This window comes from Mycobacterium sp. 1164985.4 (assembly GCF_001668575.1).
GTDB lineage: Bacteria > Actinomycetota > Actinomycetes > Mycobacteriales > Mycobacteriaceae > Mycobacterium.
Genome location: NZ_LZMD01000061.1, coordinates 44,625 through 59,473, shown reverse-complemented (window position 1 = coordinate 59,473; position 14,849 = coordinate 44,625). Strand labels below are relative to the sequence as shown.

Below are 14,849 nucleotides of genomic sequence, written 5' to 3'. Positions count from 1 at the left end.
CAGTCCTCGCTGCGCAGCGATCCTCGCTCGCGGTCGCCTTCGGGCGATCACGCCGCAGGCTCCGCCGCCCGCATCACGATGTCCTCGGCCGTCGGCGACCCCTCATCGGGCACCTCGGGCCATCCCGGATACGGCGGCGGCGTACCGCCGAACACCGGGCAGTGCGCATGGTGGGCACACCAATCGCACATCGCCGACGGCTGTGGACGGAAATCGCCTGTGGCCCCAGCGTTCTGGATGGCCCGCCAGATGGCCGTCAGCGTCTTCTCGAAGCGCAGCAGCTCCTCGTGGTCGGGTGTGTAGTCCAAGATCTGGCCGTCGGCCAGGTACAGCAGCCGCAGCCGCGCCGGCAGCACACCACGCGACCGCAGCAATGCCACCGCGTAGAACTTCATCTGGAACATGGCCTTGAACTCGGCCAGCGCCCGCGCCTCCGGTGGTGCCTTACCGGTCTTGTAGTCGACCACGCGCATCTCGCCGGTGGGGGCGACGTCGATGCGGTCGACGAAGCCGCGCAGCAGCGTCCCGTCCTCCAGCTCGACCTCGACGCGCTGTTCGCAGCCCTGCGGATCGAAGCGCGTGGGGTCCTCGAGCCGGTAATAGCCGGCCAGCAGGTCGCGCGCCTCCGTCAGCAGCGTGGCCCGCACCTCGGGCGCGAACTCGTCCGCGATGCCGGGCTGCTCTGCCACGATCCGCTCCCACGCCGGCTCGACGAGCGTCAGCGCGGTCTCGCGCCCGCGCTCTGCCGCCGGCAGCGCATACAGCTGCTCGAGCGCGGCATGCACGACCGAACCGCGAACCTGGGCAACCGACGACGGCTCGGGAAGCCGGTCGATCGCGCGGAACCGGTAGAGCAGCGGGCACTGCTTGAAGTCCGCGGCTCGCGACGGAGACAGCGCGGGGCGTCGCATCCTCTGCTCGCCCCGGTCGGTCATGACGTCAGCCTAAGACCGGTGTCCGACAACCCCGGCCACCCACGGCGGCGCGTCTACTGGCAGGCTGAAGTGCTGTGCCAAGAACCGGTCCGTTCGCCGTCGGCGATCGGGTGCAGCTCACCGACGCCAAGGGTCGTCACTACACGATGGTGTTGACGCCCGGCGGAGAGTTCCATACCCATCGCGGCGTCATTGCGCTCGACACCGTGATCGGGCTGCCCGAGGGCAGCGTCGTGAAATCGACCAGCGGCGACCAGTTCCTCGTGCTGCGGCCGCTGCTCGTCGACTACGTGATGTCGATGCCGCGCGGCGCGCAAGTGGTCTACCCCAAGGACGCCGCGCAGATCGTCCACGAGGGCGACATCTTCCCCGGCGCCCGGGTGTTGGAGGCCGGTGCCGGCTCCGGCGCGCTGACGTGTTCGCTGCTGCGGGCCGTCGGTCCCGAGGGGCGGGTGATCTCCTACGAGGTTCGCGACGACCACGCCCACCATGCCGAGCGCAACGTCGCGACGTTTTTCGGTGAGGCCCCGGCGAACTGGGAGCTGGTGATCGCGGACCTCACCACCTATGCCGGTCCGGAAGTGGACCGTGTCGTCCTCGACATGCTCGCGCCCTGGGAGGTCTTGGGCACCGTCGCCGACGCTCTCGTCGCCGGGGGCGTGCTGATGATCTACGTCGCGACGGTGACCCAGCTGTCGAGGGTGGTGGAGGCGCTGCGCGAGCAGCAGTGCTGGACTGAGCCGCGGGCCTGGGAGAGCATGCAGCGCAACTGGCACGTCGTCGGTCTGGCCGTCCGCCCGCAACACACGATGCGCGGCCACACCGCGTTTCTGGTCAGCGTGCGCAAGCTGGCACCGGGCGCCGTGGCGCCGCTGCCGGCCAGGCGCAAGCGTCAGATCGGAACGTAATCCCGCGCGCCCGGCTGAGGGCGGTCAACCCCTTGAGCCGCCCGCTACTCGTCGGTGCTGCGACGCAGTCCGCGCTGTGCCGACAGCAGCTCGAATTCCGGGCGCGCGGCGACCAGACGCTCGGCGGCGTCGAGCACCTCGACCACGTGTCCGCGGTCGGCGGACACCAGCGCCACGCCGACGTTGGCGCGTCGGTACAACTCCTGAGCGCCGGTCTCGGCCGCCGAAACCGAGAAGCGGCGATGCAATTCGGCGATCACCGGCCGGATCGCGGAGCGCTTCTCCTTGAGCGACCGCACGTCGCCGAGCAGCAGATCGAATTCCAGCCAACCGATCCACATCGGCGGCTCACGGCGTCGGCGTCGGCGTGGGGACCGGACCGAGCTGCAGCAGCTGGTCGGTCGTCGACCGGGTCAGTTGCCAGTGGTCGTCGGCGAAGCGGAACTGCATCGGGAACGTGAACTCGCCCGCCTGCGGATTGGCGGTCTTCACGGTGACGATCGCCTGCACGACCCCCTTGGCGCCGTCGGCCCATGTGAGGTCCCTGGCCTCGAATGTGGCGGGGGAATAGCCGCCGTCGCGCAGGGCGATGGCGAACTTGTCCATCGATTCGCCGTCGGCGGGGGTGGCGTTCTCGACCAGATCGAGCTTCTCGGGGCCGGGGATGTTCGCGTCGGCGATACGCGCCAGAACGTCGGTGAGCGCCTCAGGAGGCGGCAGGGGCGCCAGCGTCGTCGCCGGATCCGGCGGCTGCACCGTCGGCGACGTGATGGCCGGAGGCGGTGGCGGTGGCTCGTTCGCAGAGGGGTGTTCGTCGGCCCCACATCCGCATAGCCCGAGCGCCGCCGCAAACGCGACGGCGCTCAGGACTGCGAAACGTGTGGTGCGACGCACCGGGCTCCTAGCCGACGGCGGACAGCAGCGCCATGAGCGACTGCTTGGCCATCTGCCAGCCGGTCGGGCTCGGTCCTGGCACGAACTGGATGTTCTGGCTGGCCGACGCGCCGTTGGCGGCGGTCGCGGTGACATCGGCCGACACGACGGGGCCGGTCTGGTCGATGTTGGCCACCGCGAAGCTCAACGGGAACTTGCCTTCGGCAGCCGCCTCACGAAGCTTGGTGTCGGCGACGCGGCTCTCGATGCGTCCGATACCGCCCTGAACGTAGGGCGCCTTGCTCGCGGCCGTGCCGGACGTACCCAACGCCTGCAGCGTCTGCAGCAGCGGACCTTCGAGGTCAGGGGCCGGAGCCTGCGGCATCGGGACGTCCCAGACGACCGGGGCGACGGTCGGTGCGGAGGCCACGTTCGAGGATGCAATGGAAGTCACACCTGCCGCGGCACCTCCGACGACAGCGACCGCTGCGACGCCGGTAACGAGGGCTTTCAGGGTCACGATTTTCCTTTCGATCGGCCCAACACATCAGAGAGGTTAACAGTGGTGCAGGTGTGTCAAATTGCTACACCGCACACAAAGCCTGAATCGCCGGTAGCGTTGAAGTTGTTACTGCACCAACTCTCGGTGCGGGGAGGGGCGCAACATGAGTGAATCAGAGCGTTCTGACGCTTTCTCAGAGGGTTTTGACGCCCGTGGATCCGGCTTGTCCAGTGAGGACGCGGCAGAGCTCGAGGAGCTCCGCCGAGAGGCCGCGATCCTGCGAGAGCAGTTGGAGAACGCGGTCGGCCCCCAGAGTGGTTTACGCAGTGCCCGAGACGTACATCAGCTCGAGGCGCGCATCGACTCACTCGCCGCCCGCAACGCCAAGCTGATGGAGACCCTCAAGGAGGCCCGTCAGCAGCTGCTCGCATTGCGCGAAGAGGTTGACCGCCTGGGGCAGCCGCCGAGCGGCTACGGCGTACTGCTGGGCGTGCAGGACGACGACACCGTTGACGTGTTCACGTCCGGGCGCAAGATGCGCCTGACGTGCTCGCCGAACATCGACACCAAGTCGCTGAAGCAGGGCCAGACCGTCCGCCTCAACGAGGCACTGACGGTCGTCGAGGCCGGCAACTTCGAAGCGGTCGGCGAGATCAGCACGCTGCGCGAGATCCTGTCCGACGGACACCGTGCGCTCGTGGTCGGTCACGCCGACGAGGAGCGAATCGTCTGGCTGGCCGAGCCGCTGGTCGCTGCCGGCGACCTGCCCGACGGTTACGAGGACGCGATCGACGACAGCCGGCCCCGCAAGCTGCGTCCGGGTGACTCGCTGCTGGTCGACACGAAGGCCGGATACGCCTTCGAGCGGATCCCCAAGGCCGAGGTCGAGGACCTCGTGCTCGAAGAGGTGCCCGATGTCAGCTACAACGACATCGGCGGCCTCGGCAGGCAGATCGAGCAGATCCGCGACGCCGTCGAACTGCCGTTCCTGCACAAGGAGCTGTACCGGGAGTACTCGCTGCGCCCGCCGAAGGGCGTGCTGCTCTACGGTCCGCCCGGTTGCGGTAAGACGCTGATTGCCAAGGCGGTCGCTAACTCGCTGGCCAAGAAGATGGCCGAGGTGCGTGGTGACGACGCCCGCGAGGCGAAGAGCTACTTTCTCAACATCAAGGGTCCGGAGCTGCTGAACAAGTTCGTCGGCGAGACCGAGCGTCACATCCGGCTGATCTTCCAGCGCGCACGGGAGAAGGCCTCCGAGGGCACCCCGGTGATCGTGTTCTTCGACGAGATGGACTCGATCTTCCGCACCCGCGGCACCGGTGTGAGCTCTGATGTGGAGACGACGGTTGTGCCGCAGCTGCTTTCGGAGATCGACGGTGTCGAGGGGTTGGAGAACGTCATCGTCATCGGCGCCTCCAACCGCGAGGACATGATCGATCCGGCAATCCTGCGTCCGGGCCGCCTGGACGTGAAGATCAAGATCGAGCGTCCGGATGCCGAAGCGGCGCAGGACATCTTCAGCAAGTACCTCACCGAGGACCTGCCGGTCAACGAGGACGACCTGGCCGAGTTCGGCGGCGACCGGTCGCTGACGATCAAGGCGATGATCGAGAAGGTCGTCGACCGGATGTACGCCGAGATCGACGACAACCGCTTCCTCGAAGTGACCTACGCCAACGGCGACAAAGAGGTCATGTACTTCAAGGACTTCAACTCCGGTGCGATGATTCAGAACGTCGTCGACCGGGCCAAGAAGTACGCGATCAAGTCGGTGCTCGAGACGGGTAAGAAGGGTCTGCGGATTCAGCATCTACTCGACTCGATCGTCGACGAGTTCGCCGAGAACGAGGACCTGCCCAACACCACCAATCCCGATGACTGGGCACGGATCTCGGGCAAGAAGGGCGAGCGGATCGTCTACATCCGCACGCTGGTCACCGGCAAGTCGTCGAGCGCCAGCAGGGCTATTGATACCGAGTCGAATCTGGGCCAGTACCTGTAGGCCCTGTCGCGTCATGTCAGACGACGAACTGTCGACGACGGGCGATGTGTTCGGCAAGCGGTACGGCGAGGTGTTGCTCGTCAAGACCACGCCGTCGGGCGCGGAAGCCACGGTGTACAACACGTTTCCGCTCAACGACTGCCCGCCCGAGCTGTGGAACGCGCTCGACGCGAAGGCCATCGCCGAAGAGAACGGTGCGGTCGCCGCACTGCTCAACGGGCCGCGCTACTGGCTGATGAGCAGCATCGGCAAGCGAGGCCGGGAGACGTTGGAGCGCAGGAGCTTCGGCGGCATCGAGATGCTGCGCCAAGCCACCGTCAAGCTCGCGTCGATGAACCCGGCCCCGTATCAGCTGAACCGCGTGGACCGGAAGGCCGTCTTCACCTTCGACGCCGGGCGGGAGATCTACGAGTTGGTCGATCCGGACGGTCGGCGCTGGGTCATGCAGACCTACAGCCAGACGGTCGACCCGTCCCTGTCGCTGGGCGACCTTCCCGGCCTCGCTTCCAGGTTGTCACTGCCCGACGGCTGGAGCTACCAAGCGCGTACGCCGACTGCGCCGCTCGTCGTCGACACCGCCACCGAGGATGCCTGCGTGACGCAGGACGACCTCGCCAACAGCTACTCGCTGCAGACGTAGGCGATCAGCGGGCGGGCTCCATCGTCAGGTACGCGTCGCGGCCGGCCAGGCTCACTGCGACGTCGGCGATCAGTGGGTCGAAGAAGCGCTCCCGGTACAACGGGTCCACGCTGGTGCTCACCGTGAAGTAGAGCCCGGACAGCACGGCCACGAACAGGGATACATGCACGATCGTCTGCGGGACCGGCACGTGGACCCCGAACCACGTTCCCGGGCACGGCGGTTGACCGACCGGACAGGTCTCTTCCGACGACCACAGCACCGCGACGTCGTCGGGCACCGCGACGATGCCGAGCGCGAGGAAGAACGCGAATAGGCCCGTCGTGAAGAAGATCACCTGGATCGTCTGCGAGAAGACCATCACCGCAACGACATTGACCTGCTCGGCCCGCGACAGCGGTGTGCGCTGCAGGCGTGTCCCGGGCTCGACGGCCAGCGGTGTGCCCTCGAGCAGCTTGGCCGGATCGTCCTGTTCGGCGCGATCCTCGCGCAGCGAACGGACCTCGTCGCGAATCGTCGTGACCACGAACAGCAGCGCGACGAGGGCGAGGAATCCGATTGTCTGCCAAAGTCGTTGGCGCGGCATCCGCGCGGCCAGCTGCCACAGCTCGCCGGTGAAGTACACGACGACCGTCAGCATCAACAACGGCAGCGCGCGGCTCATCAGGGTCCCGAGCGCCCCCAGTTGCACCCATGCGAACCTCAGCGCCCACAGGACGATCGCCCCGATACCAAGATAGGTCAGCCAGACCGCGAGCAGGGCGACGACCGCGAACCCCACCGCTTCGGCCACCGCGATCCCGGAGAAACCGCTGGCGGCGAACGGAAGTCCGAACACGAACACCGCCATCACCACCAGCGCCGCCGACCGGCGTCCGGCTTCGCCGAGCGTGGTGCCGATGCGGTGCAGCAGGTGCAACGCGAAAGGCGCGGCCACCAACAGCGCCGTCAACACCGCCAACCGGATGACGTAACCAATGTCGCGGTCGTCGCCGGTGAGGTCGGCCAGCAGCATCGTCAATGAGATTGCCGCGCCCACGCCGCTCACCATCGGGGCGGAGCGCTCGATCAGCGAGCCGGAGCGGACCCGCCGGGTGAGAACCAGCGGCAGACCGCGGTGCAGGAACCACTCGTGCACCCGACGCATGTCCGACACGGGCATATTGTGCGGGAAATGGGCCGCCAAACCCGCTCACCGCGCCGCAACGGCCAGCACGGTCGCAGGCTACTTTCCGCCGTCACCTAGGCTTGACGACATGCAACGGATTATCGGAACCGAGGTCGAGTACGGCATCTCGTCGCCGTCCGACCCGACCGCGAATCCGATTTTGACCTCCACCCAGGCGGTGCTTGCGTATGCCGCGGCGGCCGGGATCCAGCGCGCCAAGCGCACGCGCTGGGACTATGAGGTGGAATCGCCGCTGCGCGATGCCCGCGGATTCGATCTCAGCCGCTCGGCGGGGCCACCGCCGGTCGTCGATGCCGACGAGGTCGGCGCGGCGAACATGATCCTCACCAACGGCGCGCGGCTGTACGTCGACCACGCCCATCCCGAGTACTCGGCGCCCGAGTGCACCGACCCGCTGGACGCCGTGATCTGGGACAAGGCCGGTGAGCGGGTCATGGAGGCCGCCGCTCGGCACGTCGCCAGCGTCCCCGGGGCGGTGAAGCTGCAGCTCTACAAAAACAACGTCGACGGCAAGGGCGCCTCCTACGGCTCGCACGAGAACTACCTGATGAGCCGGCAGACGCCGTTCTCCGCAGTGATCGCCGGGCTGACCCCGTTCCTGGTGTCGCGCCAGGTCGTCACCGGTTCCGGACGTGTCGGCATCGGGCCGTCCGGCGACGAGCCCGGGTTCCAGCTGTCGCAGCGCTCCGACTACATCGAGGTCGAGGTCGGCCTGGAGACGACGCTCAAGCGCGGCATCATCAACACCCGCGACGAGCCGCACGCCGACGCCGACAAGTACCGCAGGCTGCACGTCATCATCGGCGACGCGAACCTGTCGGAGACTTCGACGTACCTCAAGCTCGGCGCAACGGCGCTGGTCCTCGATCTGATCGAAGAGGGCCCACAAGTCGGGGTCGACCTCAGTGATCTCGCCCTGGCCCGGCCCGTGCACGCGGTCCACGTGATCAGCCGGGACCCGTCGCTGCGCGCCACCGTCGCGCTGGCCGACGGCCGTGAGGTGACCGGCCTTGCGCTGCAACGGATGTACCTCGACCGGGTGGCCAAGCTCGTCGACAGCCGCGACCCGGACCCGCGCGCCGCGGACATCGTCAAGACCTGGGCCGAAGTGCTCGACCTGCTGGAACGCGATCCGATGGAGTGCGCGGAGATCCTGGACTGGCCTGCCAAGCTGCGGCTGCTCGAGGGTTTCCGGCACCGCGAGAACCTGGGCTGGTCGGCGCCGCGGCTGCACCTGGTCGACCTGCAGTACTCCGACGTCCGCCTGGACAAAGGCCTGTACAACCGCCTGGTGGCCCGCGGGTCGATGAAGCGGCTGGTGACCGAACAGCAGGTGCTGGACGCGGTCGACAACCCCCCGACCGACACGCGCGCATACTTTCGCGGCGAGTGCCTGCGCCGCTTCGGCGCCGATATCGCGGCCGCCAGCTGGGACTCGGTGATTTTCGATCTGGGCGGCGATTCGCTCGTCCGGATCCCCACCCTGGAACCCCTGCGCGGCAGTAAGGCGCACGTCGGAGCCCTGCTGGACTCGGTGGACAGCGCCGTCGAACTGGTAGAACAGCTTACGAACTAAGCGCGCTATCGCAGGCAATCCGCGCGACGACCGGTAATGTGGAGTCACGGCGGGCAGCAGTGAGCCCGCCGACAACTTACGCAGGAGGCAGCGATGGCTCAGGAGCAGACCAAGCGTGGCGGTGGTGGCGGCGAGGACGACGACCTCACCGGCAGCACGGCCGCCGGGCAGGAGCGTCGCGAGAAGCTGGCCGAGGAGACCGACGACCTGCTCGACGAGATCGACGACGTTCTCGAGGAGAACGCCGAAGACTTCGTTCGCGCATACGTACAGAAGGGTGGACAGTGACCTGGCCGCAACGCGATCAGCTGGCCTTCCCGTCACCACTACCCGGCGCTCCGTCGGTCCCCGTGGACCTCTCGTCCTTCTCTGAACTGCTGCGCCGCCAGGCGCCCGAACTCCTACCCGCCCACCGCGCCGCCCAGTCGGGCGACGCCCATTCCGACTTCGCGCCGCACGGCACCACGATCGTCGCGTTGAAGTTCCCCGGCGGCGTCGTGATGGCCGGCGACCGCCGCGCCACCCAGGGCCACATGATCGCCAGCCGCGACGTGCAGAAGGTGTACATCACCGACGACTACACGGCGACCGGCATTGCGGGAACGGCGGCCATCGCCGTCGAATTCGCCCGGCTCTACGCTGTCGAACTCGAGCACTACGAGAAGCTCGAGGGCGTCGCGCTGACCTTCCCGGGCAAGGTGAACCGGCTCGCGACCATGGTGCGCGGCAACCTCGGCGCGGCTTTGCAGGGCTTCGTCGCGCTGCCGCTTCTCGCCGGCTACGACGTCGACGACCCGAACCCGGAAGCGGCCGGACGCATCGTGTCCTTCGACGCGGCCGGCGGCTGGAACTTCGAAGAAGAGGGTTACCAGTCGGTGGGCTCGGGTTCGATCTTCGCGAAGTCGTCGATGAAGAAGCTGTATTCGCAAGTGAGCGACGGGGATTCGGCACTGCGGGTGGCGATCGAGGCCCTCTACGACGCCGCCGACGACGATTCCGCGACCGGCGGTCCCGACCTGGTGCGGGGTATCTACCCGACCGCGGTGGTCATCGATGCCAACGGTGCCGAGGAGGTCTCCGAGCAGCGCATTGCCGAGTTCGCCCGTCAGGTCATCGAAAACCGTTCGCGCGCTGACACGTTCGGCCCGGACGCCGTCCACCGTTCGACCGACGCGCGGGGAGATTCGTGAGCTTTCCCTATTTCATCTCGCCCGAACAGGCGATGCGTGAGCGCTCCGAGCTTGCGCGCAAAGGTATCGCCAGGGGACGCAGCGTCGTGGCGCTGGCGTATGCCGACGGCGTGCTGTTCGTCGCCGAGAACCCGTCCCGCTCGCTGCAGAAGGTGAGCGAGCTCTACGACAGGGTCGGGTTCGCCGCCGTCGGACGGTTCAACGAGTTCGACAATTTGAGACGCGGCGGCATCCAGTACGCCGACACCAGGGGCTACGCCTACGCTCGCCGCGACGTGACCGGCCGTCAGCTGGCCAACATCTACGCTCAGACGCTGGGCACGATCTTCACCGAGCAGGCCAAGCCCTACGAGGTCGAGTTGTGCGTCGCGGAGGTCGCCCACTACGGCGAGACGAAACCCCCGGAGATGTACCGCATCACCTACGACGGGTCGATCGCCGACGAGCCGCACTTCGTGGTCATGGGTGGGACGACCGAACCCATCACGACCGCGCTCAACGACTCCTACACCGAGAACGCGAGCCTGCAGGACGCGGTGAAGATCGCCATCGACGCGCTGCAGGCCGCGGGCAATGGCGGCTCAGAACAGCGCGTGCTGGGGCCGTCGACGCTCGAGGTGGCGATCCTGGACGCCAACCGGCCGCGCCGGGCGTTCCGGCGGATCACCGGCGCCGCTCTCGAAGCGCTGCTGCCGGCGTCGGAGACGCCCGCCGAGAGCTCCGACACCGCCGGAGAGTAGTCAGCCCGCGGCAGGCGTCGGTCGGGCCCGGATGAGGATGAGCTCGGCGAACTGCTCGGGGCACTCCAGCGGGGTGAAATGCCCGGCGTCGTAAGCGAAGTGCAGGTGCACATCGCTGAAGTAGTGCCCGAGCCGGTCCGACCACTCGGCGGGGAACAGCGGATCGTGGTGCGGCCACACCACATCGGTGGGCACGTGGATCTTGATGGCCCGCTCGGGCGGCAGTTCGGTCAGTGACTGCGCGATCATCCCGGCGCCCGCGCGGTACCACGCGATCGACGCGGTGAACGCGCCGGGCAGCGCGTAGTCGGACACCAGCCGCTCCATATCGTCGTCGGAGACGGCGAAATTCGGTGCGGACCAATGCGTCCAGAAGTGCCTCAGGTAGTCGCGGACCAGATCGGGATTTCCGTCGAGCAGCTGCCCGGCCAGCGGCAGTTGGTGAAACGCCTGATACCAGAACTCGCTCTGTGCCTTCGCCGTCAGGACGCGGTCGCCGGCGCCGGGTAGCGGCGGGGACAGCACCAGCGACCGCACCAGGTCCGGCTGCATGCGGGCCACGCTCTGCGCGACGCGGCTGCCGACGTCGTATCCGGCGAGCACGACCTCGGTCAGTTCCAGCTCTTTGATCAGGCCGATGACGCTGCCGGCCTGCGCGGTGGCGCTGTAGAAGTGCCGGATCGCGACGGCGTGCTTGTCCGAACCGCCGAACCCGCGCAGATCCGGCACGATGACATCGGCGGCGTCCCCCAGCAGCGGCACCACGCGGCGATAGTCCTGCCGGTTGCCGGGCCAGCCGTGCAGCAGAACGACGGGTGGCGCGCCCTTGGTGCCGAACCGGTCATAGGCGAGCCGGAACCCGTCGACGGGGGAGCTGCGGGACCACACCGGCTTATTCTGGCCAGATCTCAACCCGGTTGTCGTGAGGTTGCGCGATCCCTGCCGATATCGCCGGTGATCACCCCGAGGATCGTCCGCCACGCGTCTGACGGGGCGTTGAGCACGTCGGAATGGGCGCCCGGTCCGGCCATCGGCCTCCCGTCGTCGTAGCGGCCAGCGGGCAACCTGACCACGCCGCGCATCTCGTCCGGGTCGGCGCCGTGGGGGCCGCCCGGAATGCCCTGCACCGCGGTGATGAAGTCGCCCGGCGGCGTCATCGAGAAGCGCAGGACGTGCGGGTTACGGTTGTGCCAGTCGCCGGGGTCGTGGACACCGACCCCCGCGCCGGCGGCCGCCACGTACAGCGTGCGGTCCGACGTCATGCCCAGCGCCTCCGCGGTGCCCACGATGGACCCGCCGTAGGAGTGGCCGATCACGGTTATCGGGATGCGTCGGCGGGTCGAGTCCACCGTGCGGTCGACGTCCTCGCTGAACGCGACCAACCGCGGCGCCATGTTCAGCGCGTATCGCGGGTCGGCCGCGCTCGCGAGACCGCGCACGATGTTGTCGCCGCGCGGGAACGGTCCGCCGAGGTAGGTGATGGCGGCGACGTCACCGCGGGTCGCCGAGACGAACCGGCGGGCGGTCGTGGCGTTGGCGGCCGATCCGGTGATGGTCGTGTTCAGCCCGGGAACCAGCACGGCGACGCTGGACGCCGACGCGACGTCGCCGTGCAGTTCGATCAGAGACCCCCTTCCGGGATCGAAGCCGAGGAGCTGGCGGTCGAGGCGGCCGTGTTTGCCTGCGGGGTCGTCGATCTCACCCAGCAGCTCTCGGTACACCGCGAGGCGTTCGGGGTCGGGTTCGCGCAGCGCGGCCTGCGCGACGTTGGTGCGGTTGGCCTGGACCCGCATCTCCCACGGCACGCCGTCGGTGTTGCCGACCTGCTCGGGGAACTCGTGGACCAACCGCTGCCGCTGCTCGGGCGTCATCGCCGCGATCTGGGCAGCGATCCCGTCTTGGCTCGTCGTCGGCCACGCGGCGACGACGTCGGCGTCGGCGTTCTGCGCACTGGCCGGCGGCGTGATCACGAGTGCCTCGGCGATGTCGGCGGCGGCGTCGGCGTCCGCGGCGTCCAGCCGATCCAGCGCCACATTGAGTCGGTCGGTCAACTCGTCGGCGCGCACGGTCAGCATCTCGGCGGCGACGGACGGCGCACCGCCGGACAGCGTGACCAGCAGTGACGACGGTGGGGCGTGCACCGCGACCGACCCGGTGTCGTCGACGGTGAAGCCCTCCGAGCGTGCGGTGTCCACCAGTGCCAGCACGCCGGCGCGGGCCGCGTCGAGCTGGGCGGCACCGTCGCGGGCGGCAGCGGCCGCCAGGACCAGGGCCCGCGCGAGTGTATCCGCCGTCGCGACAATGCTTTTCGCTTTCATACCGGCGGCGTCGGCGGCCGTACCGGTCCAGAAGCTGAGATCGGCGGGCAGGGTGTCGGCGTGCGCGGACAGGAACCGGGCGTTGCCGTCCCACCCGTCGGCCAGCCGGTTCAGCGCGGCGGGCTGCCACGCTTCGACCTGGCCGATGGTCGGCCGCGTCACCGTCCGATGCGGTCGCCGGTGCGTTGTTCGGCGCGTTCGAACGCGTCCGCGGAGATCCGGGCCGCGAGCGCCCAACCGCGCATGGTGGCGACGACCTCGGCGAGGCCGGGCGCGACGGGCGCCGGTTCGACGACGCCGGCGACGGCCGTGCCGCGAAGGTCGTCCGGATTCAATTCGGGCCAACGCATCTCGGCGATCCGATCGGCGGCGGTCATGACCCGGTCGGCGACGGTGCGCAGTTGCGACACGTCGAGTTCAACGATTTCCCCCATGGCTCATGCTGACAGACTCGGCGGGCGCGCTGCTGAAGTTATCCACAGGCCGGGGACGGGCGCGGCCCTTACGGACCGCCGCGAGGATGTCAACCGAAGGTCCGCCGCCTTCTTCGGCGCGGCTTGCACTCCGTGACCGGCGAGCAACAAGTAGTCTCGATGAGGTGCAGCGACGAATCATGGGCATCGAGACCGAATTCGGTGTCACCTGCACGTTCCACGGCCACCGTCGGCTCAGCCCTGACGAGGTGGCTCGATACCTCTTCCGGCGAGTCGTGTCGTGGGGCCGCAGTTCGAACGTCTTCCTCCGAAACGGCGCCCGGCTCTACCTCGACGTGGGCAGTCACCCCGAGTACGCCACCGCCGAGTGCGACAGCCTGACGCAGTTGGTCACGCATGACCGCGCGGGTGAGCGGGTGCTCGAGGACCTGCTGATCGACGCCGAACAGCGGCTGGCCGACGAGGGCATCGGCGGGGACATCTACCTGTTCAAGAACAACACCGACTCGGCGGGCAACTCCTACGGCTGCCACGAGAACTACCTGATCGTGCGGGCCGGTGAGTTCTCGCGGATCTCCGACGTGCTGCTGCCGTTCCTCGTCACACGCCAGCTGATTTGCGGTGCGGGCAAGGTGCTGCAGACCCCGAAGGCCGCGACATTCTGCCTGAGCCAGCGTGCCGAGCACATCTGGGAGGGCGTCTCCTCGGCGACCACCCGCTCGCGCCCCATCATCAACACCCGCGACGAGCCGCACGCCGACGCGGAGAAGTACCGCAGGCTGCACGTCATCGTCGGCGACTCGAACATGTGCGAGGCCACGACGATGCTCAAGGTCGGCACCGCATCGCTGGTGCTCGAGATGATCGAGGCCGGGGTCGCGTTCCGCGACTTCTCGTTGGACAACCCGATCCGCGCGATCCGCGAGGTCAGCCACGATCTGACCGGCCGCCGGCCGGTCCGCCTCGCCGGCGGCAGGCAGGCCAGCGCGCTCGACATCCAGCGCGAGTACTACTCCCGCGCCGTCGAATACCTGCAGAGCCGCGAGCCCAACACGCAGATCCAGCAGGTCGTCGACCTGTGGGGTCGCCAGCTCGACGCCGTGGAGAGCCAGGACTTCGCGAAGGTCGACACCGAGATCGACTGGGTCATCAAGCGCAAGCTGTTCCAGCGCTATCAGGACCGCTACAACATGGAGCTGTCCGATCCGAAGATCAGCCAGCTCGACCTGGCGTATCACGACATCAAGCGCGGCCGCGGCGTGTTCGATCTGCTGCAACGCAAAGGCCTGGCCACGCGGATCACCACCGACGAGGACATCGAGGCGGCCGTCAACACCCCGCCGCAGACCACCCGGGCCAAGCTGCGCGGGGAGTTCATCAGCGCCGCGCAGGAGGCCGGCCGGGACTTCACCGTCGACTGGGTGCACCTCAAGCTCAACGATCAGGCGCAGCGCACGGTGCTGTGCAAGGACCCGTTCCGATCGGTCGACGAGCGGGTGAAGCGGCTGATCGCCTCGATGTAACTCCCCGGCGCGGCGCGCA

General features: G+C 68.2%; 16 protein-coding genes. 8 read left to right on the top strand and 8 right to left on the bottom strand.

The window, feature by feature from the left end:
- Window positions 1-47: 47 nt before the first annotated feature.
- Window positions 48-935 carry a RecB family exonuclease gene (locus A5650_RS11470; RefSeq protein WP_067290808.1) on the bottom strand — a complete coding sequence of 296 codons (888 nt, stop codon included), beginning with the start codon at window positions 933-935 and terminating at the stop codon, window positions 48-50.
- Window positions 936-1,009: 74 nt separating this feature from the next.
- On the opposite strand from A5650_RS11470, the gene A5650_RS11465 reads away from it, so the two are divergent.
- A complete protein-coding gene (locus A5650_RS11465; RefSeq protein WP_067290805.1) occupies window positions 1,010-1,843 on the top strand; it encodes a tRNA (adenine-N1)-methyltransferase in 834 nt (277 codons plus the stop codon).
- A gap of 44 nt (window positions 1,844-1,887) precedes the next feature.
- Here the strand turns inward: A5650_RS11465 and A5650_RS11460 are convergent, their stop codons facing one another.
- The 3 genes from A5650_RS11460 to A5650_RS11450 are packed head-to-tail and all read right to left on the bottom strand — an operon-like array spanning window position 1,888 to window position 3,236.
- Window positions 1,888-2,184, bottom strand: coding sequence for a DUF503 domain-containing protein (locus tag A5650_RS11460; protein ID WP_067290802.1), 297 nt, complete (start codon window positions 2,182-2,184; stop codon window positions 1,888-1,890).
- A gap of 7 nt (window positions 2,185-2,191) precedes the next feature.
- Window positions 2,192-2,737 (bottom strand): lipoprotein LppK, encoded by a 546-nt coding sequence (gene lppK / locus A5650_RS11455; RefSeq protein ID WP_197501845.1) that lies wholly within the window; start codon window positions 2,735-2,737, stop codon window positions 2,192-2,194.
- A gap of 7 nt (window positions 2,738-2,744) precedes the next feature.
- Window positions 2,745-3,236 carry an MTB12 family secreted protein gene (locus A5650_RS11450; protein ID WP_067290798.1) on the bottom strand — a complete coding sequence of 164 codons (492 nt, stop codon included), beginning with the start codon at window positions 3,234-3,236 and terminating at the stop codon, window positions 2,745-2,747.
- Window positions 3,237-3,381: 145 nt separating this feature from the next.
- On the opposite strand from A5650_RS11450, the gene arc reads away from it, so the two are divergent.
- Window positions 3,382-5,220: a proteasome ATPase gene (arc, locus tag A5650_RS11445; protein WP_067290795.1), complete on the top strand. Its 1,839-nt coding sequence runs from the start codon at window positions 3,382-3,384 to the stop codon at window positions 5,218-5,220.
- A gap of 13 nt (window positions 5,221-5,233) precedes the next feature.
- Window positions 5,234-5,860, top strand: a complete 627-nt coding sequence (locus tag A5650_RS11440) for a hypothetical protein (protein WP_067290792.1) — start codon at window positions 5,234-5,236, stop codon at window positions 5,858-5,860.
- A gap of 4 nt (window positions 5,861-5,864) precedes the next feature.
- On the opposite strand, the gene A5650_RS11435 is transcribed toward A5650_RS11440, so the two are convergent.
- Entirely contained in the window at window positions 5,865-7,022 is a 1,158-nt protein-coding gene (locus A5650_RS11435; RefSeq protein WP_067290788.1) for a hypothetical protein, read from the bottom strand.
- Between the two features lie 94 nt (window positions 7,023-7,116).
- Between A5650_RS11435 and dop the strand changes: the two genes are divergently transcribed.
- The 4 genes from dop to prcA all read left to right on the top strand — a co-directional run bounded on the left by dop (window position 7,117) and on the right by prcA (window position 10,555).
- On the top strand, window positions 7,117-8,625 hold the full coding sequence (dop, locus tag A5650_RS11430; RefSeq protein ID WP_067290785.1) for a pup deamidase/depupylase: 1,509 nt from the start codon (window positions 7,117-7,119) through the stop codon (window positions 8,623-8,625).
- A gap of 93 nt (window positions 8,626-8,718) precedes the next feature.
- Window positions 8,719-8,913, top strand: coding sequence for a ubiquitin-like protein Pup (locus A5650_RS11425; RefSeq protein ID WP_003887572.1), 195 nt, complete (start codon window positions 8,719-8,721; stop codon window positions 8,911-8,913).
- Window positions 8,910-9,815, top strand: a complete 906-nt coding sequence (prcB, locus tag A5650_RS11420; protein WP_067290781.1) for a proteasome subunit beta — start codon at window positions 8,910-8,912, stop codon at window positions 9,813-9,815. Before A5650_RS11425 ends, prcB begins: the two co-directional genes overlap by 4 nt.
- Window positions 9,812-10,555: a proteasome subunit alpha gene (gene prcA, locus A5650_RS11415; protein WP_067290778.1), complete on the top strand. Its 744-nt coding sequence runs from the start codon at window positions 9,812-9,814 to the stop codon at window positions 10,553-10,555. The genes prcB and prcA overlap by 4 nt, the downstream gene beginning before the upstream one ends.
- Here the strand turns inward: prcA and A5650_RS11410 are convergent, their stop codons facing one another.
- The 3 genes from A5650_RS11410 to A5650_RS11400 are packed head-to-tail and all read right to left on the bottom strand — an operon-like array spanning window position 10,556 to window position 13,307.
- Window positions 10,556-11,443, bottom strand: coding sequence for an alpha/beta fold hydrolase (locus tag A5650_RS11410; protein WP_067290776.1), 888 nt, complete (start codon window positions 11,441-11,443; stop codon window positions 10,556-10,558).
- A gap of 20 nt (window positions 11,444-11,463) precedes the next feature.
- Window positions 11,464-13,035, bottom strand: a complete 1,572-nt coding sequence (locus A5650_RS11405; protein WP_067290773.1) for an alpha/beta hydrolase — start codon at window positions 13,033-13,035, stop codon at window positions 11,464-11,466.
- Window positions 13,032-13,307 carry a DUF7162 family protein gene (locus A5650_RS11400; RefSeq protein WP_067290770.1) on the bottom strand — a complete coding sequence of 92 codons (276 nt, stop codon included), beginning with the start codon at window positions 13,305-13,307 and terminating at the stop codon, window positions 13,032-13,034. Before A5650_RS11400 ends, A5650_RS11405 begins: the two co-directional genes overlap by 4 nt.
- 164 nt (window positions 13,308-13,471) lie before the next feature.
- Here A5650_RS11400 and pafA point away from each other — a divergent pair, with 164 nt between their 5' ends.
- Window positions 13,472-14,830, top strand: coding sequence for a Pup--protein ligase (pafA, locus tag A5650_RS11395; RefSeq protein WP_156744095.1), 1,359 nt, complete (start codon window positions 13,472-13,474; stop codon window positions 14,828-14,830).
- The last annotated feature ends 19 nt before the right edge of the window (window positions 14,831-14,849 follow it).

Coding starts and splice junctions, on each gene's coding strand:
- A5650_RS11440 (WP_067290792.1), top strand. CDS start 5,234: ATGTCAGACGACGAACTGTCGACGACGGGCGATGTGTTCGGCAAGCGG.
- A5650_RS11470 (WP_067290808.1), bottom strand. CDS start 935: ATGACCGACCGGGGCGAGCAGAGGATGCGACGCCCCGCGCTGTCTCCG.
- dop (WP_067290785.1), top strand. CDS start 7,117: ATGCAACGGATTATCGGAACCGAGGTCGAGTACGGCATCTCGTCGCCG.
- A5650_RS11400 (WP_067290770.1), bottom strand. CDS start 13,307: ATGGGGGAAATCGTTGAACTCGACGTGTCGCAACTGCGCACCGTCGCC.
- A5650_RS11460 (WP_067290802.1), bottom strand. CDS start 2,184: ATGTGGATCGGTTGGCTGGAATTCGATCTGCTGCTCGGCGACGTGCGG.
- arc (WP_067290795.1), top strand. CDS start 3,382: ATGAGTGAATCAGAGCGTTCTGACGCTTTCTCAGAGGGTTTTGACGCC.
- A5650_RS11435 (WP_067290788.1), bottom strand. CDS start 7,022: ATGCCCGTGTCGGACATGCGTCGGGTGCACGAGTGGTTCCTGCACCGC.
- A5650_RS11425 (WP_003887572.1), top strand. CDS start 8,719: ATGGCTCAGGAGCAGACCAAGCGTGGCGGTGGTGGCGGCGAGGACGAC.